This is a genomic window from Streptomyces sp. NPDC002580 (genome assembly GCF_042889485.1).
GTDB lineage: Bacteria > Actinomycetota > Actinomycetes > Streptomycetales > Streptomycetaceae > Streptomyces.
Map to the genome: position 1 here is coordinate 21,859 of NZ_JBIAQZ010000019.1, position 24,449 is coordinate 46,307.

Here is a 24,449-nt window from a genome sequence, read left to right on the forward strand (position 1 = left end):
CGGCGCCCCCCCGGGGGCGGGGGCGCCCGGGTGATCCCGGGCGGGGGGCCCCCCCCCCCGCCCCGGCCCGTCTCACACGTTGTCCCCGGGAAGCGCCGCGGCCCGGGTGTCGGAGTCGGTCAGCGGCTCCAGCTCCCCCTGCGTGTCGAGCCGGTAGACCAGCACCAGCCCGGGGCCCACCAGAACGACCGCGACGATCGTCACGATGCCCAGCCAGCGCAGCGTGTGCGCGGCGCCGGCCCCCTCGGTCACCGTCAGCGTGGTCGGCAGCAGATAGGGCCGCTGCGCGAAGCCCCAGGCGACGATGGCCAGGGCGACCGTGGCCACCGAGGTGTGCCGTGACCAGCGGTGTGCTCGGATCAAAAGCAGCACCACCGTCAGTACGCCGGAACAGGCTGCCAGGATCAGCATCAGCAGGCCCAGGCCCCGGGTCATCCCGTGCCAGACGTAGGAGGCGTCGTCGTGGGTGACCGGCAGGGCGATCGCGGCCAGCACCACCACCGCGCCGAAGGCGATCAGGGCCCGCAGGCGGAAGTAGTCGACGAGCTCGTCCGCGCCGAACCGGCGTGCGTCCGCGACCAGGAAGACCGCCCCGAGGAACGCCGTGGCCGCGATGGCGAGCAGCCCCGCGAGGATCGACGTCGGGTTGGCCCAGACATGCGCGGAGGCGGGCGTGCCCACCGCGACCCGGCCCGAGGCGATGCCGCCGAGGACGGAGCCGAGGAAGTACGGCGTGATGAGCGAGGCGACGGCGAACACCGCCCCGTACACACGCCGTCGGGCCAGCCGCCTGCTCGGTTTGCGCAGCGCGAACCCGGCACCGCGCAGCACCATACCGACGGCCGCGAGGACCAACGGCAGCCACAGGGCGGTGAACACGGCCTGGAAGAACCTCGGGAAGCCGGTCCACATCAGGACGAGCACGAAGATCAGCCAGACGTTGTTGACCTCCCACACCGGTGCCATGGCGTGGTCGATCAGCCTGCGCACCCCCTTGCCCCGGTCCGCGCCGCCCGCCAGCAGGTCCCAGAAGCCCGCTCCGTAGTCGGTGCCACCTCCGCAGGCGTAGGCGGCGATCACCACGACGAGGACCCAGGCCATGACCTCCGCCATCAGTGGTCACCTCCCGAACGGCCCTCGGACGGGGCACCGGCTGTCGCCGCGCCGGCCGCGGCCCGGGGTCCGTACGGCGTGTCGGTCTCGGGTGCGAGAGCCGTGGCCGCTCCGGCCGCGGCCTCGTCCGCCACGCGCCAGCGGGTGCGCATCTTGAGCAGGACCGCCAGGAAGGACCCGAAGACCGCGACGTACACGGCCATGACGACGCCGAGCATGACCCAGAGCCCCCCGGCCGCGGTGTGGGTGACGGCCTCGGACACGCGCATGTGGTCGTAGACGATCCAGGGCTGACGGCCGACCTCCGTGGCGATCCAGCCGCACTCGACGGTCAGCAGACAGGCCACGCCCGCCAGCGAGGCACAGCGGAAGAACCAGCGGTTGTCGGGCAGGTCCCGGTGACGCCACCAGATCCACGCGTACCAGAGGGCCAGCAGGATCAGCACGCTGCCGATGGTCGCCATAATGTCGAAGGCGAAATGCACGATCGTCGCCTGGGTCGCGGTCGGCCGGTCGGCCGCCGCCACCGAGGTCAGTCCGGTCACCTTGGTGTCGGGTCTGAACCCGGCCAGGATCGAGTCCAGTTGCGGGATCTTGATGCCGCCGGAGATGGACCCGTCGGAGTGCAGCCGGCCGAAGAGGTACTCGGGCACGTGGGTGTCGGTCTTCCAGACGATCTCCATCGCGGCGAACTTCACCGGCTGCTTCTGGAACACCGAACGGGCGGCGGAGTCCCCGAGGAAGAACTGGACCGGGGTCAGGATCGCGGCGACGGTGAACGGCACCGTGAAGCCCAGCTTGTGATAGCGGTCGCGACGGCCCCGCAGCCAGCCGACCGCGTAGACCCCCGCCACCACGTACCCGGCCGTCAGGAACATCGCCACGACGAAGTGCCAGTACTCGGTGCCGAGGATCGGTGTGAAGATCGCCTTGCGCACGTCGACTTCGGTCGGATTGCCCTGGGCGTCGAGGCTGAACCCTTGCGGGGTGTTCATCCACGAGTTGGCCGCGATGATCCCGAACGCCCCCATCAGGGCGGCCAGCGGCAGCGGCACGGCCAGCCAGAAGTGGGTCCACGGCTTGAGGCGGCGCCAGCCGTAGAGGTAGATGGCGATCATGACGGCCTCGAGGAAGAACGCCCACGCCTCCACCCCGAAGCCCAGGCCGAACACATCACCCCAGCGTCCCATCATGTCCGGCCACAACAGACCGAATTCGAAGGACAGCACCGTGCCCGTGACGACACCGATGGCGAACTGCACCGCCATCACCGCCGACCAACGCCGGGCGAGCTTCAGCGCCACCGGATCGTCGCGGCGCAGGCCCCGGTAGTGCATGACGAGCGTGATGAAGGGCAGTGCCACCCCGAACGGAACGAGCAGGATGTGCGAGGCCAGGGTGAAGGCCATCAACTGACGGGCAGGCAGAAGCTGGGCCGGTGTGTCGGCGGCCAGCTGCACCGCGGTGCTGAGCATAGGTGCCTCGGTGATCTTCCCCCGCCTCGGTGGGGGACGCAGGGACAAGACGATGGCGGCGCAGGGGTCCTCCGGTCGGATCAGGGCCCGCGCAGCGCCGCGGTGGCTCCGTGCCGCTCGGCGGGCCCGTGGCCGGTGTCGGGCAAGGTGAAGGCCCGCTCCCGCCGCGCGCCGGAGGCGAAGACGACGGCCCAGCTCAGTACCGCGCCCAGCCTGCTACGGAATCCCGTCAGGAAGGCGATGTGGATGAACAGCCACGCCAGCCAGCCGGCGACGCCCGACAGGTGCACGGGCCCGGCCTTGACGACGGCCCGTCCGCGCGAGATGTACGCCGCACTGCCCAGGTCCACGTACCTGAAGGGCTTCGGCTTCTTCGTCCGGCCCTCGACCGCGTGACGCACGGCTCGCCCCGCGTACGCACCGGACTGCATGGCGACCTCGGCCAGTCCGGGCAGGTGGTCGAGAGCCATCACGTCGCCGACCACACGGATCTCCGGATGGCCGGGAAGGGTCAGATCGGGCTCGACGGCGATACGGCCGGCCCGGTCCTGCTCCGCACCGGTGGCCCGCGCCAGGGCACCGGCGATGGCCGGGGCCTCGACCCCGGCCGTCCACAGCACGGTACGCGCGGGGTGCCGGGTGGTCGTGCCGTCCCGCTCCCTCACCGTCAGACCCTGTTCGTCGAGGTCCGTGACCCGCGTGCCCAGGTGGAGCTCCACACCGAGGTCGCGCAGGGCGCGGGCCGCCCGCCCTGCCAGACGGTCCCCGAAAGGTGCCAGCACCTGGTCGGATCCCTCGAAGAGCAGCACCCGGGCCTGGAGGGGATCGATGCTCCGGAACTCCCGGTCCAGGGTGTGGCCGGCGATCTCCCGGATCTGCCCGGCCAGTTCCACCCCGGTCGGCCCGCCGCCGACCAGGGCGAAGGTGAGCCAGTGCCGCCGGTCCCGCGCGTCCGTGGCCGACTCGGCCATCTCGAAGGCGCGGTAGATCCTGCGCCGGATCTCCAGGGCGTCGTCCAGTGTCTTCATGCCCGGCGCGTGAGCCGCGAACTCGTCGTGCCCGAAGTAGGACTGGCGCATGCCGGCCGCGACGATCAGGTCGTCGTAGGGAACTTCGACGCTGCCGCCCTCGGGCCGCCGCGTGTGGACCACGCGCTCCTTCACGTCCACGCCGGTGGCGTCGGCGAGCAGACAGCGTACGTTCGTGTGCCGGCGCAGGACCGCGCGCAGAGGCTGCGCGATCTGGCCCTCCGACAGAATCCCGGAGGCGCACTGGTAGAGCAGCGGCTGGAAGAGGTGGTGCGCCCGGCGGTCGATCAACGTCACCGCGACCGGCGACCGGCGCAACGCCCGCGCGGCGAACAGCCCGGCGAACCCGCCCCCGATGATCACCACCCGCCGGGGCGTCACATGGTCTTCCACGGGCCTCAGCCGCCGGTGGCGAAGCCGGGGAAGAGGGTCATGCCGCCATCGACGTACAGGGTCGTACCGACCACGTAGTCGAGCAGGTCGGACGTGATCGTCACGACGGCGTTGGCGATGTCCTCGGGGTCACCGACCCGGCGGTACGGGATGAGCTTGAGGAGCTCGGCCTCGGCCTCGGGGGTGTCCCAGGCAGCGGTGTTGATCGGGGTGCGGATGGCGCCCGGCGCGACCGCGTTCACACGGATGTGGTGCGGGGCGAGCTCCTGGGCCAGGGTCTGCATCATCATGCCGACGCCGCCCTTGGAGGAGGCGTAGTTCACATGGCCCGACCAGGGGACGATCTGATGGACCGAACTCATGCAGACGATCTTGCCCGCCGAGCGGGACACCTCCGGGACGACACCGCGCCGCATGAACTCCTTCACGGCCTCCCGCGCACACAGGAACTGACCCGTCAGGTTGACGTCGATGACCTTCTGCCACTGGGCCAGCGTCATGTCCACGAGCGAGGAGTCCCGCTGAAGGCCGGCGTTGGCCACCATGATGTCGATGGTCCCGAACTCCCGCACGATCCGGGCGACCATCTCGACGACCTGGTCCTCGTCGGACACGTCGGCCTCGTGGGCGTAGGCGTTGACCCCGAAGCCCTTGATCTGCTCCACGACCTTCTCGGCCTCGTCGGCTCCGACGACGTAGTTGACCACGACGTCCGCCCCGGCCCGGCCCAGTGCGATGGCGGTCGCCTTGCCGATACCCGAGTTCGCACCGGTCACCAGGGCCTTCTGCCCTCGCAGAAGCCGTGCGACCAGCGGCGTACCGCTTTCCTCGACACTTCCTGCCACCACGATCCTCCTCGTTCCCTTCCCACCCCTGCCCGCCCCCCGGCTGGTGGGAAGGACCTCGGGGAGGACGTCAGAATTCGGTGGCCAGCCAAATGCATCAGCGACGGGAACGGCGGTCCGACGCGCAAAGCCGGACCCGCTCGGGCCGCCGATGTCACTCCGGTGGCTCACGCGGATCGAGAAGCTGGGCCTGCCCGAGGATCGGCGGGTCGTCGTCCGGGACGGTCACGGCCCGGCGCCCGCCGTGGGCGCGCTGTGGACCGTCGCGTTCTCCGTCGTCCCGTACACCCGCACCGCCGCTGCGGTGGGGTGCCGGGCTGGGCTGGGCTGCCGACCCTGCGGATGGTGCGGTCGCTGAGCGCCGGGGCAAAGGCCCTGCTTCCCCACGTGACCGAGGGCGTCACCCTCTGCGATGCCCGCGGGGTGCACGACACGACTACGATGGCGCGCCGAGTTCAACCATCCGAAGTCGGCGGGAGCTCCTTTCGGACGTCCGGCTCCCGTTCGTAGAATTCCCCCATCACTGGCAGGTGACAAAGGGGGAACGGATGCAGGTCGACGACATCCTGTGGGAGGCCAACACGGCTGCCGCCGAGCGACCCTGGTCGCGCTGGCTGACGGCGGCGGCTGCCACGGCTGGATTCTCCGCCGTGGTACTCCTGTTCGCCGAGGGCAACGGCGGCGTCGACGGTGTCCTGTTCCGCGTCTCCCTGTGCGGTACCGCGCTCGCCTTCGTGATCTGGGCCGTTCTCGTCGTGCGTGACTTCCGATCGCTCGTCGACGTGCGAGTGGTCGGTGGCGGAGACCCGCACCTACGGATGACGACCACCACAGGACGCGTCGTGACCCGCGCGGCAAAGGATGTGGCCCGCGTGGAACTGGTGATCACCCCATGGATCGACAGGACGAGCGACGACGACAGCAAGTTGGCACTGGAGCTGAGGCTTCGTCGGGGCGTCCGAGGCTACCGCGGTCGGTGGAGCAGCGCGACGGACGAGGAGCGGGAGCGGACCAAGGACTTGTGGCAGCGTGTGTGTCCGACCGCCACCGTGACGGAAAGCGTCCGGCCGCGCATGCAGGGGACCGGGGACTGAGGGCGCCGGGGACGCGGCTTCTGGTGGGGTGGTCGCGCTGCCCACACGTGCCGCCCGTGTGCTCTACCAGGTGGTCAGGTCGACGAGGAGGTCGCAGTGTGGGTCGTCCGGGGCCGGCCGCTGCTTGCGCTCCTCGCCGACGAGGGAGGGGAGGGAGGCGATGAGCGTGGTGGCGGGCGTCTCGGTCAGGCGGATGTCGGCGCCGATGATGCCGGGCCGGTCGGTGCGTTGCACGTACAGACGCAGTAGGCCGTCGCCGTGCATCAGGAAGCCGATCAAAAACGGGTTCTCGTCCTCGCCCGGGCCCGAGAGGGCGTGCACGACGGTGAGCGCCCTGCCCTGTTCGGGCTCCGGGTCCGGGGTGATCTCCTGCGGGCGCAGACGGACGAGCGTCATCCCCATGGCCTCGCCGACGTCGCTGCTGCTGTAGATCTGGGGCCCGGTCAGGACCGTACGCAGCAGGCCGGGGATCCGGTAGGGGGTGACCGTGTCGTTGGGGATCTCGTAGAGGAAGTTCCGGCCGTTCTCGTCGTCCCCCGCGCGGATGGCGACGCGTACGGCGCCGGGCGCGGGCAGGACGCCCCGCAGGCGGCAGTACTCGGCGACCGGTGCGTTCAGGAAGTACAGCAGGCGGCGGGTGACGTCAGCCTGCTGCTCGCGGTCCTCAGGATCGATCACGGATGCTTCCATGCGGGCAATTGTCGTCCGGTCGGTTCGCGGCAGAAGATGTCGGTGACGCCGAGCTTCCATCCCCTGCCGGCATCGTAGAGCCCGTCCGCCGTCTTTCGCGTGTACCGAACGATGACGGTGGACTTGGCCTGCCTCGGTCTGGGAACACCCGTTGCGACGGCGGCTCCGTCGCGAACCAGGCCGCCGTGGTGGTTGTCCCGGTCGACGACACAGCCACGAATGGCTGCGGCCGGAGCGGCGCCCAGATATCCGGATCCAGTACGTCCGGGATGAGCGCCCGGCACGTGGTGGCGCGGCGCGGCGTTCTCGTGCCGCTTCATGGTTCGATCCCGGAGTTCGGATCGCCGGCCCCCGACGCATAGCCCTGAATGATCAGCACCCCGACGACGGCGATGCCTGCCATCACGACAAGGAAGACACAGAAGCCGGCAAGGATCCGCAACGACTGGATGACGGCCGACTTTTCGACTGTGGCCACCACCACGGCGCTCGCGGGCTGATCGGGCAGATGGGCGACAGTCAGCTTGTCACCCACGCGGGTTGCCTCAGGCGGCAAGGTGCTCTCGAAGCGTACGAGGTCGCCGTCGGGGCCGGGAAATTCGAAGACGAAACGCTTCTTTGGCGGAGGGTGTCCCTTCGCTTGCGGACCGGCCGGCTGAGGGACCTTGTCGTAGGAGCGGACGCACTTGGCTTGGGTGTGCCTGCCGACGCGCACGACACGGCGATGCCGGCCGCTTTCCCTGAAGACGTGAAACGCCCCGAGGCAACCGAAGACGACGACGATGCCCACGGCCACGAGGAGCATCACGATGAGTGCATCGAACACGACCATGGATGTTCTTTGCCCGACATCGAACTGCCGGAACCCGGGTGCCCGTCAGAACCGGATCTCTCGGCCGACCCCGCGCCGTACCCGTGCGAGAACCGCGACACCAGATCAGCGCGACCCTCGTGGCCAAGGTCGCCGACCTCCAGGCGCCCTGCCCGGCGCTCGCCGGCCCGTAACCCCGCAAGGTCTCTCCGTCACGGGCCGGGACCCGGACAGAATCGCGCCCGGGGCCTCGGTCCGGCGGCCCCCGGGTTCGAACTCGCGCCGCGACAAGCCGTGTTCACCGGTTGGCCACTTTCGCACAACCCTTCATACGCCTCGCAAGTCACAGCCCCAGAAGCTCTGTTCCTTCAATTCGCCCTTCGACTACGGGAGTTCCACCGTGCGAGTACGTACCCTGGCCGCCACCGCCGCTGTGGCGGCACTCACCGCCACCGGTCTTACCCTGCCGCTCGCCGGGAGCGCCGCGGCCGCGACGACCGTGCGGTTCGACTTCAACGGCGACGGATACACGGACATCGCGGTCGGTATGCCCGACGCCACTGTGGACGGCAAGGCCAAGGCCGGTTACATCAGCGTGATCTACGGCGCCCCGGAGAGCCCGTACCAGTCCACCGGCGAGATCAGCCAGGCCGAGGCAGGCATCCCCGGCACACCCGAGGCGGGCGACCGCTTCGGCTCCTCCCTGGTCCCCGTCGACGTGAACGGCGACGGCGTCTCCGAACTCGTCGTCGGCGCGAGTGGCGAGTCGCTCACCTCCGATCAGCTCAAGGACGAGGGCACCATCACCGTCCTGGACGGCTCGCAGTGGAACATCAAGGGCACCACCGTGGCGCGGGGCTCGTCCGAGTACAGCAGCATCGGCCGCACCATCGCCGCGGGCGACTACGACGGCGACGGCGACATCGACCTCGCGTACGGTGAGAACGGCGAGGAGCACGGTGCGCTCCGGTTCCGCCCGGGCCCGCTCACCGCCGACCCGGTGACCACCACCACCGTGCGCCGCTACAGCATGGGCGGCGCCACCCGGGACCTGGCGACCGGCGACTTCGACGGCGACGGCCGGGACGACCTGGCCGCCACCTGGCGGGGCGTGGAGGACGCCAGCACCTTCATCACACGCTGGGACGACCAGGGCGAGCCCGCCCAGTCGTACGCCGACGCCGACTACGGCAGCTCGCTCGCTGCCGCCGACTTCGACCGGGACGGAACGGACGACCTCGCGGTCGGCCTCGTTCGGCCCAACCCCGAGTCGGAGACCACGCATTGCGAGGACCGGCTCGGCGGTGCGGTGCTCCTGCTCAAGGGTTCGAAGACCGCGGGCTTCGGCAGCGAGAGCGAGTGCATCACCCAGTCCAGTCCCGAGGTCGGCGGCAACGCCGAGGAGGGCGACGACTTCGGCGCCGCGCTGTCCGCCGGCGACCTGAACGGCGACAGCCGTCCGGAACTGGTGGTCGGCGTGCCCGGCGAGGACGTGGGCACCGTGCAGGACGCGGGCGGATACGTCACCGTGAACGGCACGGAACACGGCCTCTACGGCGGTCTGGCCCGCAGCCAGAGCACCCCGAACATGCCCGGCGCGGCCGAGGCCGGCGACCGCTTCGGCGCCCAGGTGGCCGTCGGCGACTACAACCGCGACGGCCTGTGGGACACCGCGGTGAGCGCGCCCGGCGAGAACGCGGGAGAGCCCAGGTCCGGTGGCATCTGGTTCGCACCGAGCAGCACCGAGGAGACGTACCCGCTGGGCAAGTCTCTGACCCCGTTCGGCTTCGCGCTGCCTTACGGGGCCATCCAGTACGGAGAGGTCCTGGGCCAGTAGGAGTTCGGTCCAGCCGCTCCGCCGCGGCGGAGCGGCTGGACGCCGGCCGGGAAGGCCGGCCATGGCGGGCCGGACCGCGGCTCACGCCAAGGTGACCCGGATGCCGCCTGGGGCCAGGATCTCGAGGACCCCGCCGAACAGATCGAAGGGCCGGCCATCGGGTGACAGTGCCTGGGACAGGTACTTGGGCGCGGTCGCGGCGTCCCCCCAGAGCAGAGTCGCGGGGCGGTGCAGCCGAAGTTTCCGCGCAGGCAGTCGTCGAGAGCGGCCAGGCAGCCGCCGAAGTAGCCGCCCGGCCCGTTGACCGCCTCGTCGAGTGCCAGGTGGAGGCCCGGTTCGTCGGTGACGTATCGGCCGTCGAGGACCCGATGACCACCCCATCGGGACGGCCGTTCGAGGAGCAAGTCTCCAGAGCATTAGGACAAAAGATACTTACGCGTCGGGATGCTCCGGCAGGGCGAGCCAGTCCGACCAGGAGATCTCGCGGCCGAGGAAGCGCGGCTGCTCGAACGGCCAGTCGACGGCGATCCACTGCGGCACCAGCGCGTCGAGGTCCTGCTCGACCTTGCTGCCCACCAGTTCGTCCACCACCCACCAGGAGATCTCGCCGTCCGCGTCGGCCCTCTCCGGTGGATCGATGTAGACGCAGCCGAGCAGAGCTGTCTCCGCCGCGTCGAACAGCGCGTAGTTGAAGGACTGGTGTGCGGCGATCTCCTTCTCGTGCCGCAACAGGTCGGCCTGGTCGGCCTCGTAGGTCATGGTGGCCGCGGGCCAGCCCCAGGCAGGGCCGAAGATGGTCCACAGCCGCTCGCGCGAACCCATCACAGCCGGATAGTCGAGCGGGGTGTCCGCCTCCCGGATCGGCCGCAGGTGATGACCACCGCCCGGCAGCGGTACCAGGGCGGGATGGACGAAGTCGTCGGGGAGCCAGCTCATAGCGCCCGACCGTAGCAGCGCGCAGCCGTCCGCTCCCCTGGATTCTCCCCCTGTACCGCCAGGCCCTTATCCGTACCACGCTCCCCCTGGTCGTGATCGCGCGAACAAGATTCTCTGGGTCGCGAAGAAGCCGTCGAATGGTCAGGACTCCACCCCGGGCGACAATTCGACGATCAAGGCCAAGCTCTCGGGCTCCAGCCAGGTGGCCTCACGCTCAGTGGCCGACGGGCCCGGCCCCTCTACGATCAACATGCCGAACCCGGGCTGCCGGCAGTTCACCCTGTCCTGGCCGGGCCACACCGACCGTGTCGACATCGAATATCTGGCCGGCTGAGAATCCCACCTGAACAGCCATTTCCCAACGGGGACTTCTCTGCGCCCATGGTGTTCGTCGACGGTCGGCGACTCGTCGGGCGGAGTCTCACTCCGGCACCCGACGAACGAACCCCAGAAGCCAATACGTCCTCGCCCCTCCCCTGTTTCCTACGCTCCGGCCGCACGCCGGGCAAGCCCCTCGCGCACCCAGTCCATGAAAGGCTGGCAGAACTCGTCGAGTTCGGAGTCGGCCTTGTCCAACAGGGCTGCCACGTCAGCGACCGGATCGTCGTCGACACGCAACGCGTGGCGCCCTCCATGTCACGGGCGTCCTTCACTTGTCCGCGAGATGAAGGCGTCCCTATGCGAAGGCCGTCATGAGGGGGTCGTCTCTTCCCAGCATGATCGCAGCTGTTCCCGCAGGGGCGGGACGGATGCGGCGTCGCATGTCAGGATGACCACAAGTCCGCCGAGTTGGATGCCCTCGGGCCGCTGCGTGCAGGACCAATGCCGGCCTGCCTGCAGGAGGGTCGTGAAAAGCAGCCGATGTCCGGAGGCATCGCCGGCCAGTGCCTCGTTCGCGGCCTCGACGATCAGTACGTAGCGGTCCGCGGGCAGCCAATTCAGATCGCGCAGACAGTCGGAGAGGGCATCCCAGTTCCACCCGAAGTAGCCAGGCAGCCTCAGCTCGTCGTAGAACTGCTGGAAGGCGGCGTCCGTGTCGTGCATCTTCCGGCCGTCGAGACGCGCTACGTACATCCCGCCGGTCAGGGGAAGCAGCAGATCGACGGACACAGCGCCGCCCTCTGGGACGACGTGCACCCAAGGCACGGTGTCCATCGCCAACTCCCCTCCAAGATCCAGGCGTCGACCGCCGTCAGCCCCGGTGACGGAGGAGGGCTGCGAAGTCTAGATCCAAACGAAACGATCTGCGTGGTGTCCTTCCGTCGGGAACGGCTCAGTGACCGGCGCGGCGCGGGCGTCCCAGCGCGAACCGGCCCGGCCCGGGCTCGCCTCGCACCAGCGCCGCCGCCAGCTCGCCGATGACCGACGCGAACTTGAAGCCGTGCCCGGAGAACCCGCCCAGCACCGTGACCGGGCCCTGCCGGTCGATGACGAAGTCATGGTCGGGGGTGGTGGTGTACAGGCAGGTCACGGCCTCGGGCGCGCTGTGGTCCACGCCGGGGAGCCAGCGCTCGGCGTACGCCGCCAGCGCCCGCAGGATCACGGCGTCCGGGGTGCGGTCGCGTCGGTCGGGGTCGACGACCGGACCGACCCCGTGGAAACCCGCCTTGACGCCGTCGGTGCTGCCGAGCCCGTACACCCCGTCCACGGTGAGGCCGGCCACGGGAAGCGCGGCACCCGGGTGGTGGATGTAGCTGGGCCAGGTGAGCGCGTCCGCCGCGGGGAAGTGCGCGGGCTGCTCCTGGGTGACTCGGAGCGCCGGTACGCCACCGACCAGCGGGGTGGTACCGCCGCCCAGCATCGTGGGCGCCCAGCCGCCGACCGCGACCACGACCGCGTCGGCGCGCAGTTCCTCTTCGGCGTCCGTGACCACCCGGACCTCGTCGTCGCCGCGCACCGACAGGCCGGTCACCCGGACACCGTGCCGGACCTCGGCGCCCCGCGCTCGCGCCGCCTGTTGGAAGGCGGTGACCGCCTCGTCGGCGTGCAGGCGTCCGGCCTCCGGATGGAAGACCGCGCCGGTGTCGGCGCGCAGCCCCGGCCAACGCTCGGCGACCTCCTCCGGGGTCAGCCGCTCGGCGGAGTGTCCGGTGGCGGTCAGCGTCTCGTACAGTGCCTCGGTCGTGGCGGCCGGGCCATGGTCGACGGCTCCGTTGAGGGTGAGCACCTGCCGTCCCGTCTCCTCCTCCAGCCGTCGCCACAGCGGCAGCGACCGCGTGGCGAGACCGACATAGAAGGGGTCCGTATAGGCCAGCCGGAAGATCCGCGAGGTGCCGTGCGAGCTGCCCCGGTCGTGGCCGGGCGGGAAGCGCTCCAGCAGGGTGACGCGGTCACCCCGGGCAGCCAACTGCCAGGCGGCGGACGAGCCCATGACCCCGCCACCGATGATGACAACTCGACGAGAAGACACGATGCACGATCCTTTGATGAACGGTCCGGGCCCGCCCAGCCACGCGACCGGACCGACCGGACGACCCGAAGCTTTCCGGTGCGACCTACAACTTTCTATCAGCCGTCGGCCCGGAGCGAACCGACCAGGTCGCCGCGGCATCCCGCCCCCGGCCGGTCGACACGCCCGGCCTTGCTCCAGTTCACCGTCTCTCAAGCCGCTTCCGGAGTACACCAGGAAGAGTTGAACATGTTCAATAATGCTGACAGGGTGACGATCACGCGCTCGGCGGCTCATCGAACCGCAGTCCGTTCGCGTGTCTCGCGGAGGACATCGGGTGCCGTGCGATGCGTTCCTACCAGGAAGCCCTGTCCCTCGTTCCCGTCGCGTGCGCCCTGGTCGCGTGCGGCAGGCCGGCCTTCCCGCCAGTCCCTGACGGTGAGCCGACCAAGCCGGCCCGATCGCAGGTAGTGGCCAAGTGGACCGATACGCATGGCGGCACACTGCGGCTGAAGTCGGATGGAACGTTCGTCGCCGACGACCTCTGCCGCGATTTCTTCGACTTCGATGACGACGGACTGGACTACGAACCCAGATCGGACTCAGGCACCTGGCACGATTCCGACCGGAAGGGGCAGACCAGCGTCGACATGCCGTTCGAAGCCGACGGTGTGAGCTTCGGCTACGAGTCCCTGCGCGACGGCAGGACGCTGAAACCCTGGAGCTACGTCGGCGACCCCGGCGAAGGCCGTCCGCCCTGCATCCTGACGCCGCGACAAGGCTGAGTCGATCCCGGCCGACCGGCCTGACTCCAAAGGGCGTCGGTCCGCCGACTGCCGGCAGCGAGCGGACCTCGCGGATCGCTCCGGAGACGGTGCCGTTTTCATGTCATGGGGGTGCCTCTATAGGTCGTCACTTCCAGGACTCCAGGAAGTCGACGGAGCCTCAGCCCAAGTTGTTCTGGAGACCGACGCCATCGACCTGAGGTCGTATCAAGTCAACTGTGGAGCAAATGAATTGAGTGAAGCGCTGCGCACGGCCGGGCAGTATGTTGTCGACTTGACCACCGAACCTCCGCTGCGAGCAACGCTGTTAGCAGCCAGCCCGAAGGAGCGGGTACTGCTGCTCATGCAGAGCAACGCGAGTGACGGTGCGTCGACAGGACCGCCCGGACACCATCTGGACACGCCCGCCTCCAAGGCCAGGCACCGACGTCGGCCGCGCTCCCGGTGCAGGACTCGGACCACACCCTGTGGCAGCGACAGTTCCTCGGCACGGAGGAAGACCCGCACTCCCTTGCTGGTACAGGTCCGCAAGACCGCCCTGACTGCCCTGACCGCCTACATACACCGGGACGTGCCGTTCGAGCGCGTGGCCGAGGCAGTCGATCCGACTCGCTCTCCGGCCCGGCATCCGCGCTTCCTCCCGGCATCACGTGAAAGCCCTCTCAAGGCATGACCGCCTTCCCCCAGCCTGCGGTGCTCGCACCGTCCCGCCACAACTGCCCATACATCCGTTCTCAGGAGAATTGTTGAAATTCATCAGCAAAGAGAAGCCAGCCCAACCGCAGTTGAGCAGCAACTTCAACAAGGTGTGGGTGGCCACGATCGCCTCGTCGCTGGGCGATGGCATTCAGCTGGCCGCGCTGCCTCTGCTGGCAGTCCAACTGACCAGCGATCCGCTGCTCATCGGCGCGGTCGGGGCTGTCGGCACTTTGCCGTGGTTCCTGCTCGGTCTGCCTGCCGGAGCACTGGTGGACCGGTGGGACCGGAGAAAGGTGATGCTGCGTGCGGACATCTTCAGATTCGCCGTCGTCACCCTGCTCACGGTCGCCGTATTGACCGATCACGCAAACATCCCCCTGCTGATAGTGGCGGGATTCGCTCTGGGGTGCGGAGAGATCTTCTTCGACATATCCGCGCAGGCCGTCATGCCGGTGGTCGCCTCCGGGGAGCAGACGCTCATTCGGGCCAACAGCCGGATCTCGGCGGCCCAGATCAACGGCGAACAGCTCGCAGGCCCCCCGCTCGGCGGTGTCCTCTTCTCGCTGTCACATGCTCTGCCGTTTCTGGGGAACGCGATCTCCTTCTTGATCAGCGCCATTTTCGTCGGTTCCCTGAAGGGCGGTTTCGGAAACGCGGCGTCCAGCGAGCCGACCCGCAGGAACCTTCGCGCCGAGGTCGCGGAAGGGCTGCGCTGGCTGCTGAAGCACCGCGTGCTACGAGCACTGGCAGGCACCGCCGCCCTCGGCAACCTCGTCCTCACCGCCAAGATGTCACTGCTGGTGCTGCTGGCCAGAGACCAGCTCGGTCTCGGCGAGATCGGCTACGGTCTGCTGCTGAGCTCGACCGCCGTCGGTGCCTTCAGCGGCAGTTTCGTGTCTTCCTCGATCTCCAAGAAGATCCAGGTGGGCAGCATGCGGTGCATCGGTATGACCGTCGAGGGGCTCGCGGTCGTCGGACTCGGCCTGACCGGAAACCCCTGGGTCGCCGGTGGAATGATGGCCATCATCGGGTTCTCGATGAGTGTCCAGATCGTCATCGTCAGCTCGCTGAGGCAGCGCCTCGCACCGGCGGCAATTCGCGGACGCGTACTTTCCGCAAGTCGGTTGATCTCGCTCATGGGCGCACCCTTCGGTGGCATCCTCGGAGGCTACCTCGCGTCCGTGACAAGTCTGCGGACACCGTTCGTCCTGGGCGGCCTCTTGATGGTCCTGGTGGCCCTTGTCAGCCTGCCCGCGCTGAGCAATCGCGCCATTCGAGAAGCATCAGAAGAAGCCGAGACACCGAAAGAGTCTTCCGCCGCGGCAACGCACTGAGGCGTTCGGAAGCAGTCGCAAGATCACTGTTCTTCGAGGCAAGCGAGGGTTGCAGCGGAAGAGCGTCGCAGGAGCCGGTTTTTGGCATTCTCCCCGGCCCGAGAGCTCGTATCGCGATCTTGTGAGGTCAGGGGCGAGGCGGCGACGTCTCTTGCCAGGGCCCGACGGGGTGGAAGGATCGGCCACCGTACCGGCTCCGTTCACCGGCGTGCCGCGGAACCGCCTCCGACCCGTTCGCGCACCCGGCGCACCAGCTCATCTGCGGCCTGCGGCCACTGTGCGTACTGAAAGCCGAAGCCTGCCTGGGCCAGTCGGCCCGGGACGACACGGCGGCTCTTCAGCAGCAGCTCGGTGTCGGAACGCAGTGCGAACGCGCCGACCTCGGCCATCCACTTGGTCGCGGGGAGCCCCACCGGTACACCCCACGCGGAGCGCAGGGTGCGCATGAACGCGCGCTGCGGCAGGGGATGGGGAGCCGCCAGGTTCACCGGCCCCGCGATGTCCTCCCGCTCGATCAAGAACTCCACCGCGCGCACGAAGTCGTGTTCGTGGATCCACGACACGTACTGTGCTCCACCGGCGACCGGCCCGCCGAGACCCAGGCGGGCCAGCCCCAGCAGGACGGCGAAGACCCCGCCGGGGTCCGGGCTCATCACCATCGCCGAGCGCAGAGCCACCTTGCGCGTGGCCGGCGTTTCGGCCTGCTGCTGAGCCTGCTCCCAGGCCTTGGCGATCTCGACGCTGTACGCCCAGTAGTCCGGCACGCCCGGTTCGGTACCGCCGATCACACCGGTGGCCTCGTCATTGGGGGCGTCGAGGCGGTGCGCGTACACCGTGGCGGTGCTCATCTGCAGCCAGAGCCGGGGCGGTCGGGCGGCGCCCGCGATCGCGGCGCCCACGACCCGGGTGGAGTCGACCCGGGAGTCCATCATTTCCTGCAGATTGGCCGCCGTGTAGCGGCAACTCACCGTGCGTCCGGCCAGATTGATCACCACATCGCTGCCGTCCACCGCCGCCGCCCACGGCCCCAGGGTCCGACCGTCCCACTGGGTTTCGCCCTCGCGGCCGGGGCTTCTGGTGAGAATCACGACCTCGTGGCCTGCGGCGTCGAGTGCGCGCTTCAGGACCGCGCCGACCTGTCCGGTCCCGCCAGGAATCACGATCTTCATCGGTTCCCCCCTCCTTCGTCCCGGATGAGACTAGACCATAGAATTGAACATGTTCAAAACCATGTGGCGCAATCCACGGTCCCAGTCAGCCTCGCCGTGCGACACAGGGCGCTGGACGTCAGAGGGGCGGGTCAGGAGAGCAGAGCTTCGTCGTCCAGTCGCTCTGTCCAGCCCCGACACAGCGATCGGCTCCTGGCTCGCCGCCGGCTGCCGCGTCCGGGCGAACCGGCGCCCCCGTTCCCCAAGGATTCCCTCCGCGCCACCCCGCCGCCGAAACACCGAACCCGCACCTGACCAGCGGAGACGAACCCGTCACTCCCGGCGTGACAACGGCTACAGCCGCGTGGCGTGCCTGACCCGGCTTTCGAACGATTCCGAGCGGAACCGTTTTCGCCGAGCCGCGTCATGGTCCGGTTTCGAGCCGACAGGCCCCATCGCCCGCGCGGAGCGACCCGTTCGAGACGCGGGTCGATCTCGGCGTCGACTTGCGCTGGAGTGCGCTCCAGGTCATAGCGTCGTAGACACCGCGGCGTACGAAGCCCGTGGGTCCGGGTCTCCCTGGGGATGCCTGGCCGCGGAAATCGTCGCTGGGTGGATGAGGGGCTTCGTCCCGTGCGACGAGCGGTGGACGAGGCACGAAGAGGAGCTGGGAGACGTCATGTATCAGCGCAGTCTGCGGGATCTCGAAGTATCGGCCATCGGCTTGGGATGCATGGGCATGTCCGCCTTCTACGGATCCGTGGATCAGGAGGAGGGGATCGCGACCATCCGGCGCGCCCTCGACCTGGGGGTGAACTTCCTCGACACCGCGCAGATGTACGGGCCGCTCACCAACGAGTCGCTCATCGGCGAGGCGATCGCGGGACATCGCGAGGAGTACGTGATCGCGACGAAGTTCAACTACCGGATGGACGACGCCGTGCCCGGCGACATCAGTACGGTCGGCCCGCAGGACGGCTCGGCCGAGCACGTCCGCACCTCGGTCCACGGCTCCCTGCAGCGTCTGGGGACAGACCACATCGACCTGTACTACCAGCACCGGGTCGACCCGAACGTCCCCATCGAGGAGACGGTCGGCGCACTGGGCGAGCTGGTCGCCGAGGGCAAGGTGCGGTACATCGGTCTGAGCGAGGCGAGCGCGGAGACCATCCGGCGCGCCCACGCCGTACACCCGGTCACCGCGGTGCAGAGCGAGTACTCCCTGTGGTCACGGGACGTGGAGGCCGAGGTGCTGCCGGCCTGCCGTGAGCTGGGCATCGGCTTCGTGCCGTACTCGCCGCTCGGACGCGGTTTCCTCGCCGGCCGGTTCAGCTCGCCCGACGAACTGGACGCGCACGACTGGCGCCGCCAGAACCCCCGGTTCCAGGACGCCAACCTGGAGGCGAACCTCCGGCTGGCGGCAAAGGTGAAGGAGATCGCCGCCGAGAAGGACGTCTCCCCGGCCCAGCTGGCCATCGCCTGGGTGCTGGCCCAGGGCGAGGACCTCGTGCCGATCCCGGGCACCAAGCGCCGCACCTACCTGGAACAGAATGTCGCCGCGGTCGACATCACCCTGGCCAAGGACGACCTGGCCCGCATCGATGCGGAGCTGCCCGAGGCCGCGGGCGAGCGCTACGACGAGGCGGGGATGCGATCCGTCAATCGCTGACCGGACAGCGAGCACGCAGCGCCGGCAGGTTCCGCCGGTCGCCGCGCCCGTCCGCGTCGCCGACCGTGCAGCAGGCCCGCGCACGGGCGCGGAACGCTCTATCCGACGAGCGCGGCGGGCTCTCCGAGCCGGGCGGCGGCCGTGCGCCAGGCTGCCGTCACCGCTGTGTGGGCCTGCTCCGTCCGGGCGGCACCGTCTGCCGTCAACTTGAGTGCCTCGCCCACATGCACGTGCAGGCGCGGGCGGCGTAGCGGTGCCGTGCACAGGCCCGCGAGCTGCTTGGCCCCGCCTCCCGAGGTGACCCGACGGGCACCGGCCTGGCCCACGGGCACCACGGGAGACCCGGTTCGCTGGACGAGCCGGGACAACCCGCTGCGGAAGGCCCCAGGAGCCGCTTCCGCGGCGTCCGCCCGGTACGGGAGACCCCCTTCGGCGTAGATCAGAACCAGGCGCCCGCGCTCCAGCGCCTCGGCGGCTTCCTTCAAGGCGTCCGCCGCGCGTCGGTCGCCTCGGTACACGGGGATGTGCCCCTCGCGCGCGAGCACGCGTCCGAGGACCGGGACGCGCCAGAGTCCGGCGGCGGCCATGACGACAGGACGAACCCCGAGACGGTGCAGCGCTGCGAGCACGATGGCGGGGTCGGCGAGCGAGGTGTGGTTCGCGGCGATGATGCTGCCGGGGACGAGTTCGGCACCCGCGTCGGTGGTGACCGTGAGGCGGCCGACGGCGGGCACCAGGACGTCGGCGAGGCGGCTGAGCATGTTCGGTCTCCGGTCTCCTGATCGCGACATTATTGCACCTCATCGTCGGAGGTGAGGACAGGAACAGGAGGTGGAGAGGGGAGGAGGAAGGAAGGACCCCTCGGCACCTGATTGACATCCTCTCCGGCCTAAAGGTCGGGGATTTCCCGTCTGCACCAGGCCGGTTGGCTGGGGCTTCGGGTGGGTTCCTGTTTCTTCCGCACGGGGGTGCGGGTTGCGCGCTGTGCCGGTACGGGTACCGGTCTTACCTGCGCTCCACAAGCGTTTTGGGTCTCCGCCTGTCCGGCGGCGACCTTGGATCCTTCGGTGCGGATGTTGCGGGCCGCGTTCACATCCCGGTCATGGACGGCCCCGCATGCCCGGCAGATCCACTCCCGGACATTGAGGGGTTTGGGGCCGTCCTTGACGCCGCAGGCCGAGCACAACTGCGAGGACGGGAAGAACCGGTCCACGCGGGTGAAGGTGCACCCATATCGGACGGCCTTGTACTCCAGCATGCCCACGAACGCCGCCCAGCCCGCGTCGTGCACGGACTTGGCCAGACGCGTGCGGGCGAGACCCTTCACCGCGAGGTCCTCGACATGCACCGCTTGATTCTCACGGATGATCGTCGTGGACAGCTTGTGGTGGAAATCCCTGCGCGCGTCGGCGACCCGAGCATGAGCCCGCGCGACCTTCACGACAGCCTTTCTGCGGTTGTTCGACCCCTTCGTCTTGCGGGCCAGGCTCTGCTGGGCCTTGCGGAGCTTCTTCTCCGCGCGGCGGAAGAACTTCGGCGAGGTGATCTTGCGGCCGTCGGACAGGACGGCGAAGTGGGTGAGGCCCAGGTCGATGCCGACCTCGCCCGTCGTCTCGGGCGGCACCTCTGAGGCATCCGTCTGGACGACGAACGACGCGAAGTACCGGCCAGCCGCGTCCTTGATTACGGTCACCGAGGACGGTGCCGAGGGCAGGGGCCGGGACCAGCGGACCTTGACATCGCCAATCTTCGGCAGGCGCAGCTTGCTGCCGGGCGTGAGCGACCAGCGGGCATTCGCGGTGAAACGGACCGCCTGCCGACTGTCCCGCCTCGACTTGAAACGAGGCGCACCCATACGCGGACGCTTGCCCTTCAACCCGTCGAAAAAGTTCCGGTAGGCGGAGTCCAAGTCCCGCAGAGCCTGCTGCAGCACCACGGCGGACACCTCGCCCAGCCACACCCGCTCGGACGTCTGCTTGGCATCGGTGATCAGCAGCTTCGACAGATCGCCGGTCTTCGGGAACGGCAGCCCCTGCGCCCGGGCGGTCTCCCTCGCCCGCAGAGCGTCGTTGTAGACCACCCGCGCGCAGCCGAACGCCCTCGCCAACGCTGAGCGTTGGCCAGGTCCCGGCTCGATGCGGAAGGTGTACCGAAGCTGCACAACCAGACCGTACCCATACCCACTGACAGCCGCATACAAGACATTCACACAGGCAGACACTCCGCCTTCGCACTCCACGCCCACTTGGCCCTCGCCACGAAGTACCGGCACAAGGCGTTCACCGACCGACACCTGACACGCCTCGAAGACGTCAAGCGCACCGTGCGCGAGGACTTCGAGATCGAACCAGCCGAGCTGGTCGAGTTCAACGGCGAGAACAACCACGTCTAACTCCCGGTGAACCTCCGCCCAAGGTCGCACTCTCAAGGCTCGCCAACAGCCTCAAGGGCGTCAGCTCCCGCAGACTGCGCCAGGAGTTCCCCGACCTCGTCCGGCACTACTGCCCGGCCAACAAACTGTGAGCCGGTTCCTACTTCGCCGGCTCCGCCGACGGAGCACCGCTGTCGACCGTCCGCCAGTACACCGAGCACCAAAACCATCCGCTTCAGCCCACAGGACAGAGCACTTCCCAGAATCGCTTCACCCCCGGCCCGAAGGCCGGAGCACTGCGATTTATCCCGGTAGCCGCACTCATCTTTTCTCTTTGATGTATGAGGCAGCCGGGTGCACGAGGTGGACGAGCGGTCGCATCGACGGTGGCCCCGCAAGGCGTCGGCCGCGGTTCACGGACCGTACAGGCATCGATGAAGGGAGGGAGCCGGGGGCGCCGACCGCCCCGGAGTGCGACCGGCGCTGGTTCCGATCCCGTTCGGGGCTGAGCGCGGGAGGGGCAGCCTGGGTGGGCCCGGACCGCCCCCTCTCTCCGCACTGTCAGCGCAGGCCGCTGTAGGCGGCCATCACGATCTCCATGCCGCGGTCGTCCGCCTGCCGGTCCCGGTCGATCATCTGGTTCATGGCGTAGGCCACTGTCATCCGTGCATCGGGATCGCCCACGACCAGCGAACCACCCCAGCCTCCCCAGCCGAAGGTGTTGCCGAACCGGGCGAAGCCCGCCGTCCAGGACATCGGCGTCCCCAGCACGCGGTCCTCGCCGCGGAACATCTCCTGCCACGCGGGCTCGCACCCCTGGGCGGACAGCAGTCGCACGCCACCGGCTGAGCCCCGGTTCGCCAGGACCGACTGGACGAGGGCGATCGAGCGGGCGTTGCCGAAACCGTTCACGGCGGGGATCTGCGCGCGGCGCCAGGCCACGGAGTTGGCGTCCTCGACCCGGACCGCGGGACCGGAGTGCTCCCGGCGTGTGCCATCCGATCTCCGCGGTGCTCCGGCGACGTACTCGTCGGTCAGGGACGGTGGCGGGATGAGCGGTGCGAGACGGTGGTCGTGATCCGCGGAGAGCCCGATGTGGAAATCCGCGCCCAACGGTTCGGCCACCTCCTCGGCGAAGAATGCGCCAAGACTGCGGCCGGTGATGCGGCGGACGAGCTCGCCCACGAGGAAGCCGAAGGTGAGCGCGTGATAGCCGACGGCCGTGCCTGGTTCCCATTCGGGCGCCTGGGCGGCCAGCCCCGCTGTCACGCCGTCCCAGGCGTAGAGCTCCTCGACCGCCGTGAGGCCGGACAGATCCGGCAGTCCCGCGGTGTGCGACAGCACGTGCCGTACGAGGACGTTCTCCTTGCCGGCCGCGGCGAACTCGGGCCAGTAGGCGGCGACCGGCGCGGACAGGTCGAGGTCTCCGCGGTCGGCCAGGATCAGCGCGCACAGGGCGACCATGTTCTTGGTCGTCGAGTTCACCGCGGTGAGGGTGTCGCGTTCCCAGCCGACGGAGCGGTCCGCGTCGGCGTAGCCGCCCCAGATATCGACCACCGGCTCACCGTCGACGTAGACGGCCGCGGAGGCGCCCACGTCGTCCTTGCCGAGCAGGGCGGCGAGTGCCTCACGGACTGCGTCAAACCGCGGATCGCAAAATCCCCTAACATCGTTCATGGAGGTAAGCCTCCGACGGCGTCGGGGCTTTCCGCCCGACAATTCCCGCATCGGTTTTATCGGGCGGGGTGCGACGGGACGCGTTCCACTCCGACAGGGAGGCCTGACAGCCGCTCGCTCGGCCAGTCGACGGTCCGCTGCTCCCTTGGGTCGGATCGGTCGGCGCCCCGACCAGTGGTCCCCGAGACAGGCCGTATCGGTGGCTGTCCCCCAGGGAGGACCTCCGTGGGAGCAGTCGTGGAGCAGGTGCGTCACGACAGCTTGACCGGGGCCCGAGACCGATGCGCCGATGACCGCGGTGGCGGCGAGCCGTTCCGGCTCCGGCTCCGGCTCCGGCCTGCGGTCAGGAACCAACGCTGCTCCGGCTCGCGTTCAGGCACCAACGGCTGAGGCGCCCGCGGCTGGTCGGCCGCCACACGGGTTCCGACGACGCGGACACCAGAGGGAAGGACGGATACGCGTGCTGGAGCGGCTGAACCAGGCACTGGACCATCTGGAGGCCTCGCTCGACGGGGAGGTCGACATGGCCGAGGTGGCCGGGATCGCCGCGGTGTCGGAGTACCACTTCCGACGGCTGTTCTCCGCTCTCGCCGGAATGCCTCTCCCGGTCTACGTACGGCGCCGACGCATGACGCTCGCCGGGGCCGAAGTGATCGCCGGGGAGCTGACGCTGCTCGACGTCGCGGTGCGGTACGGCTACGGCTCGGGCGAGGCCTTCGCCCGGGCCTTCCGGTCGGTGCACGGCATCGGGCCGGGCGAGGCCCGGCGCACCGGTGCGGTCCTCACGGCACAGCCCCGCATGTCCTTCCGCGTCGTCGTCGAGGGAAGTACGACCATGCGGTACCGGATCGTGGAGAAGGAGTCCTTTCGGGTGGTCGGCCGCAGCGCCCGGGTCCCCCTCGTGCACGAGGGGCTCAACTCGGCCGCCACGGCACATGTACGGAGTCTGGACGACAAGGCGATCGGCCGGATGAAGGAACTGGCCGACGGGGAACCCATGGGGGTTCTGTCGGCGGTGGTGTACCTGACCGACAGCCGCGAGGAGGGCGCCGAGGCGGACTACTGGGTCGGTGTGGTGACCGGTCCCGAGGCGGTCGCCGAAGGGCTCGACATCCTCGACGTGGCGGCCGGGCCCTGGGCGGTCTTCGACAACCATGGGCCGTATCCGAGTGCCTTGCAGGAACTGTGGCGGGACGTGTTCACGCAGTGGTTCCCCTCGAACCGCTACACGACCCGACCGGGTCCGGAGCTCCTGTGGACGCAGCCGGTGCCGGTCGGCACGGAGACCGGCTCCCAGCTGTGGATTCCGGTGGAGCGGGACAGTGCAAGCACCGGGAACAGCAGGAGCAGCGCGAGCACCGGAGAGTGAACACCGGTACCAGGCGGTGGAGTTCTGGCTCAGCCTGCCGGGGTGGTGCAAGTCCCGCTCGTTGTAGGCATGTCGGCCGAGAAATGCGTCGTGCAACGCTCCGTGTACGCGACGGTGGCTGGTCTCGGCCACGGCGGATCGGCCGGTGGTTCTGGTAGCGGTGAGCCGTCCGGTCTCCGACGGGGAAGGATGTGCCGGTCGTGGCCTGTTCCCCGCTGCACCGCACAGAGCTGCGCGGCCGCCCGGGCAACTCTGGCCGAGGCGGCCCACGTGTTTCGCAGCGCCGTCCAGCACGCCGCGTCCGGCACTACGCTTTGACCGGCCCGCTACCGGGCTCCTTCACGATGCGATCGCCGACCGTGATCGACTTCCACAGCCCCCGGTCGACGCGCACCTTGACGAGCCGGCCGTCCGCGCACCGCACCTTGATGAAGTGGTACATGTTCGCGCCGTCGAGCATGCCCCGCGACTTGTCCTCGACGATGCCTTCCCAGGCATCGTCCAGTCCTGGTTTGTGAGATGTGAACATGCCTCAAGGCTACGGAGGCCCGCTCGCGCGGTGCAGGGCCAAGAGGCACACGTACGGCAGTACAGGTGTCACACGAGAAGCCTGACAAATGTCCTGGGCGGGGACGGGAACGCCATGGCTCCCCGCCCCCGGCGCTGTGGAGAGCCGGCCGCCGCAGGCTCGTCGGGACGATCCGGCCCAAGGCCCGCGGATGGCACGGTGGTTGACCGACCAGGTCTTCGATGCGCTCGACGAACAGGCCGTCCTCGTTCCCGGGT

The 24,449-nt window shown here is 69.2% G+C and carries 21 protein-coding genes and 3 pseudogenes; 8 read left to right on the forward strand and 16 right to left on the reverse strand.

The genetic code is table 11. The features are described from left to right. Nucleotides 1-72 precede the first annotated feature (72 nt). The 4 genes from ACFYW7_RS36615 to ACFYW7_RS36630 all read right to left on the reverse strand — a co-directional run bounded on the left by ACFYW7_RS36615 (nucleotide 73) and on the right by ACFYW7_RS36630 (nucleotide 4,854). Nucleotides 73-1,113: a cytochrome d ubiquinol oxidase subunit II gene (locus ACFYW7_RS36615; protein WP_389510565.1), complete on the reverse strand. Its 1,041-nt coding sequence runs from the start codon at nucleotides 1,111-1,113 to the stop codon at nucleotides 73-75. Then, nucleotides 1,113-2,588: a cytochrome ubiquinol oxidase subunit I gene (locus tag ACFYW7_RS36620; protein ID WP_389510566.1), complete on the reverse strand. Its 1,476-nt coding sequence runs from the start codon at nucleotides 2,586-2,588 to the stop codon at nucleotides 1,113-1,115. The genes ACFYW7_RS36615 and ACFYW7_RS36620 overlap by 1 nt, the downstream gene beginning before the upstream one ends. An 80-nt stretch (nucleotides 2,589-2,668) precedes the next feature. Next, on the reverse strand, nucleotides 2,669-4,009 hold the full coding sequence (locus ACFYW7_RS36625) for an NAD(P)/FAD-dependent oxidoreductase (RefSeq protein ID WP_389510568.1): 1,341 nt from the start codon (nucleotides 4,007-4,009) through the stop codon (nucleotides 2,669-2,671). A 5-nt stretch (nucleotides 4,010-4,014) separates the two neighbouring features. Next, entirely contained in the window at nucleotides 4,015-4,854 is an 840-nt protein-coding gene (locus tag ACFYW7_RS36630; protein WP_389510570.1) for an SDR family oxidoreductase, read from the reverse strand. Between the two features lie 548 nt (nucleotides 4,855-5,402). Here ACFYW7_RS36630 and ACFYW7_RS36635 point away from each other — a divergent pair. Then, complete coding sequence (locus tag ACFYW7_RS36635) at nucleotides 5,403-5,948, forward strand: hypothetical protein (protein WP_389510572.1); 546 nt, start codon at nucleotides 5,403-5,405, stop codon at nucleotides 5,946-5,948. A 63-nt stretch (nucleotides 5,949-6,011) separates the two neighbouring features. On the opposite strand, the gene ACFYW7_RS36640 is transcribed toward ACFYW7_RS36635, so the two are convergent. The 3 genes from ACFYW7_RS36640 to ACFYW7_RS36650 are packed head-to-tail and all read right to left on the reverse strand — an operon-like array spanning nucleotide 6,012 to nucleotide 7,470. Then, nucleotides 6,012-6,638 (reverse strand): hypothetical protein, encoded by a 627-nt coding sequence (locus ACFYW7_RS36640; protein WP_389510574.1) that lies wholly within the window; start codon nucleotides 6,636-6,638, stop codon nucleotides 6,012-6,014. Continuing rightward, nucleotides 6,623-6,958, reverse strand: coding sequence for a hypothetical protein (locus tag ACFYW7_RS36645; RefSeq protein WP_389510576.1), 336 nt, complete (start codon nucleotides 6,956-6,958; stop codon nucleotides 6,623-6,625). The genes ACFYW7_RS36640 and ACFYW7_RS36645 overlap by 16 nt, the downstream gene beginning before the upstream one ends. After that, nucleotides 6,955-7,470, reverse strand: a complete 516-nt coding sequence (locus tag ACFYW7_RS36650) for a DUF3592 domain-containing protein (protein ID WP_389510578.1) — start codon at nucleotides 7,468-7,470, stop codon at nucleotides 6,955-6,957. Before ACFYW7_RS36650 ends, ACFYW7_RS36645 begins: the two co-directional genes overlap by 4 nt. A gap of 379 nt (nucleotides 7,471-7,849) precedes the next feature. Here ACFYW7_RS36650 and ACFYW7_RS36655 point away from each other — a divergent pair, with 379 nt between their 5' ends. Further along, nucleotides 7,850-9,286 (forward strand): FG-GAP and VCBS repeat-containing protein, encoded by a 1,437-nt coding sequence (locus ACFYW7_RS36655; protein WP_389510580.1) that lies wholly within the window; start codon nucleotides 7,850-7,852, stop codon nucleotides 9,284-9,286. Nucleotides 9,287-9,367: 81 nt separating this feature from the next. Here ACFYW7_RS36655 and ACFYW7_RS36660 read toward each other — a convergent pair. The 4 genes and pseudogenes from ACFYW7_RS36660 to ACFYW7_RS36675 form a co-directional block, all read right to left on the reverse strand. After that, nucleotides 9,368-9,678 (reverse strand): annotated as a pseudogene (locus tag ACFYW7_RS36660) (barstar family protein); the annotation flags it as partial. Between the two features lie 40 nt (nucleotides 9,679-9,718). Further along, nucleotides 9,719-10,222 (reverse strand): GNAT family N-acetyltransferase, encoded by a 504-nt coding sequence (locus ACFYW7_RS36665; RefSeq protein ID WP_389510582.1) that lies wholly within the window; start codon nucleotides 10,220-10,222, stop codon nucleotides 9,719-9,721. Between the two features lie 690 nt (nucleotides 10,223-10,912). Further along, nucleotides 10,913-11,377: a barstar family protein gene (locus ACFYW7_RS36670; protein WP_389510584.1), complete on the reverse strand. Its 465-nt coding sequence runs from the start codon at nucleotides 11,375-11,377 to the stop codon at nucleotides 10,913-10,915. 118 nt (nucleotides 11,378-11,495) lie between these two features. Then, nucleotides 11,496-12,632 (reverse strand): FAD-dependent oxidoreductase, encoded by a 1,137-nt coding sequence (locus ACFYW7_RS36675; protein ID WP_389510586.1) that lies wholly within the window; start codon nucleotides 12,630-12,632, stop codon nucleotides 11,496-11,498. A 326-nt stretch (nucleotides 12,633-12,958) separates the two neighbouring features. Between ACFYW7_RS36675 and ACFYW7_RS36680 the strand changes: the two genes are divergently transcribed. Together ACFYW7_RS36680 and ACFYW7_RS36685 are read left to right on the forward strand one after the other, a co-directional pair. Beyond that, nucleotides 12,959-13,396 carry a hypothetical protein gene (locus ACFYW7_RS36680; protein WP_389510588.1) on the forward strand — a complete coding sequence of 146 codons (438 nt, stop codon included), beginning with the start codon at nucleotides 12,959-12,961 and terminating at the stop codon, nucleotides 13,394-13,396. A gap of 746 nt (nucleotides 13,397-14,142) precedes the next feature. Then, a complete protein-coding gene (locus ACFYW7_RS36685) occupies nucleotides 14,143-15,429 on the forward strand; it encodes an MFS transporter (RefSeq protein ID WP_389510590.1) in 1,287 nt (428 codons plus the stop codon). A gap of 200 nt (nucleotides 15,430-15,629) precedes the next feature. On the opposite strand, the gene ACFYW7_RS36690 is transcribed toward ACFYW7_RS36685, so the two are convergent. Further along, on the reverse strand, nucleotides 15,630-16,598 hold the full coding sequence (locus ACFYW7_RS36690) for a TIGR01777 family oxidoreductase (RefSeq protein WP_389510592.1): 969 nt from the start codon (nucleotides 16,596-16,598) through the stop codon (nucleotides 15,630-15,632). Nucleotides 16,599-17,256: 658 nt separating this feature from the next. Here ACFYW7_RS36690 and ACFYW7_RS36695 point away from each other — a divergent pair. Next, nucleotides 17,257-18,246: an aldo/keto reductase gene (locus ACFYW7_RS36695; protein WP_389510595.1), complete on the forward strand. Its 990-nt coding sequence runs from the start codon at nucleotides 17,257-17,259 to the stop codon at nucleotides 18,244-18,246. 98 nt (nucleotides 18,247-18,344) lie between these two features. Here the strand turns inward: ACFYW7_RS36695 and ACFYW7_RS36700 are convergent, their stop codons facing one another. Next, complete coding sequence (locus ACFYW7_RS36700) at nucleotides 18,345-19,007, reverse strand: lysophospholipid acyltransferase family protein (RefSeq protein WP_389510597.1); 663 nt, start codon at nucleotides 19,005-19,007, stop codon at nucleotides 18,345-18,347. A 128-nt stretch (nucleotides 19,008-19,135) separates the two neighbouring features. After that, nucleotides 19,136-20,407: an RNA-guided endonuclease InsQ/TnpB family protein gene (locus tag ACFYW7_RS36705; protein ID WP_389510600.1), complete on the reverse strand. Its 1,272-nt coding sequence runs from the start codon at nucleotides 20,405-20,407 to the stop codon at nucleotides 19,136-19,138. A 33-nt stretch (nucleotides 20,408-20,440) separates the two neighbouring features. On the opposite strand from ACFYW7_RS36705, the pseudogene tnpA reads away from it, so the two are divergent. Further along, a pseudogene (gene tnpA / locus ACFYW7_RS36710) lies at nucleotides 20,441-20,850 on the forward strand (IS200/IS605 family transposase); the annotation flags it as partial. 328 nt (nucleotides 20,851-21,178) lie between these two features. On the opposite strand, the gene ACFYW7_RS36715 reads toward tnpA, so the two are convergent. Continuing rightward, nucleotides 21,179-22,294: a serine hydrolase domain-containing protein gene (locus ACFYW7_RS36715; RefSeq protein ID WP_389510603.1), complete on the reverse strand. Its 1,116-nt coding sequence runs from the start codon at nucleotides 22,292-22,294 to the stop codon at nucleotides 21,179-21,181. Nucleotides 22,295-22,754: 460 nt separating this feature from the next. Between ACFYW7_RS36715 and ACFYW7_RS36720 the strand changes: the two genes are divergently transcribed. Further along, on the forward strand, nucleotides 22,755-23,663 hold the full coding sequence (locus ACFYW7_RS36720) for a GyrI-like domain-containing protein (protein ID WP_389510605.1): 909 nt from the start codon (nucleotides 22,755-22,757) through the stop codon (nucleotides 23,661-23,663). Between the two features lie 307 nt (nucleotides 23,664-23,970). Here ACFYW7_RS36720 and ACFYW7_RS36725 read toward each other — a convergent pair whose 3' ends face one another. Next, entirely contained in the window at nucleotides 23,971-24,192 is a 222-nt protein-coding gene (locus ACFYW7_RS36725) for a hypothetical protein (RefSeq protein WP_389510607.1), read from the reverse strand. Between the two features lie 107 nt (nucleotides 24,193-24,299). On the opposite strand from ACFYW7_RS36725, the pseudogene ACFYW7_RS36730 reads away from it, so the two are divergent. After that, nucleotides 24,300-24,448, forward strand: a pseudogene (locus tag ACFYW7_RS36730) (IS110 family transposase); the annotation flags it as partial. Nucleotide 24,449: the final 1 nt, after the last annotated feature.

Coding starts and splice junctions, on each gene's coding strand:
- ACFYW7_RS36640 (WP_389510574.1), bottom strand. CDS start 6,638: ATGGAAGCATCCGTGATCGATCCTGAGGACCGCGAGCAGCAGGCTGAC.
- ACFYW7_RS36690 (WP_389510592.1), bottom strand. CDS start 16,598: ATGAAGATCGTGATTCCTGGCGGGACCGGACAGGTCGGCGCGGTCCTG.
- ACFYW7_RS36725 (WP_389510607.1), bottom strand. CDS start 24,192: ATGTTCACATCTCACAAACCAGGACTGGACGATGCCTGGGAAGGCATC.
- ACFYW7_RS36715 (WP_389510603.1), bottom strand. CDS start 22,294: ATGAACGATGTTAGGGGATTTTGCGATCCGCGGTTTGACGCAGTCCGT.
- ACFYW7_RS36670 (WP_389510584.1), bottom strand. CDS start 11,377: ATGGACACCGTGCCTTGGGTGCACGTCGTCCCAGAGGGCGGCGCTGTG.
- ACFYW7_RS36680 (WP_389510588.1), top strand. CDS start 12,959: ATGCGTTCCTACCAGGAAGCCCTGTCCCTCGTTCCCGTCGCGTGCGCC.
- ACFYW7_RS36695 (WP_389510595.1), top strand. CDS start 17,257: ATGTATCAGCGCAGTCTGCGGGATCTCGAAGTATCGGCCATCGGCTTG.
- ACFYW7_RS36635 (WP_389510572.1), top strand. CDS start 5,403: ATGCAGGTCGACGACATCCTGTGGGAGGCCAACACGGCTGCCGCCGAG.
- ACFYW7_RS36665 (WP_389510582.1), bottom strand. CDS start 10,222: ATGAGCTGGCTCCCCGACGACTTCGTCCATCCCGCCCTGGTACCGCTG.
- ACFYW7_RS36645 (WP_389510576.1), bottom strand. CDS start 6,958: ATGAAGCGGCACGAGAACGCCGCGCCGCGCCACCACGTGCCGGGCGCT.
- ACFYW7_RS36615 (WP_389510565.1), bottom strand. CDS start 1,113: ATGGCGGAGGTCATGGCCTGGGTCCTCGTCGTGGTGATCGCCGCCTAC.
- ACFYW7_RS36700 (WP_389510597.1), bottom strand. CDS start 19,007: ATGCTCAGCCGCCTCGCCGACGTCCTGGTGCCCGCCGTCGGCCGCCTC.
- ACFYW7_RS36650 (WP_389510578.1), bottom strand. CDS start 7,470: ATGGTCGTGTTCGATGCACTCATCGTGATGCTCCTCGTGGCCGTGGGC.
- ACFYW7_RS36620 (WP_389510566.1), bottom strand. CDS start 2,588: ATGCTCAGCACCGCGGTGCAGCTGGCCGCCGACACACCGGCCCAGCTT.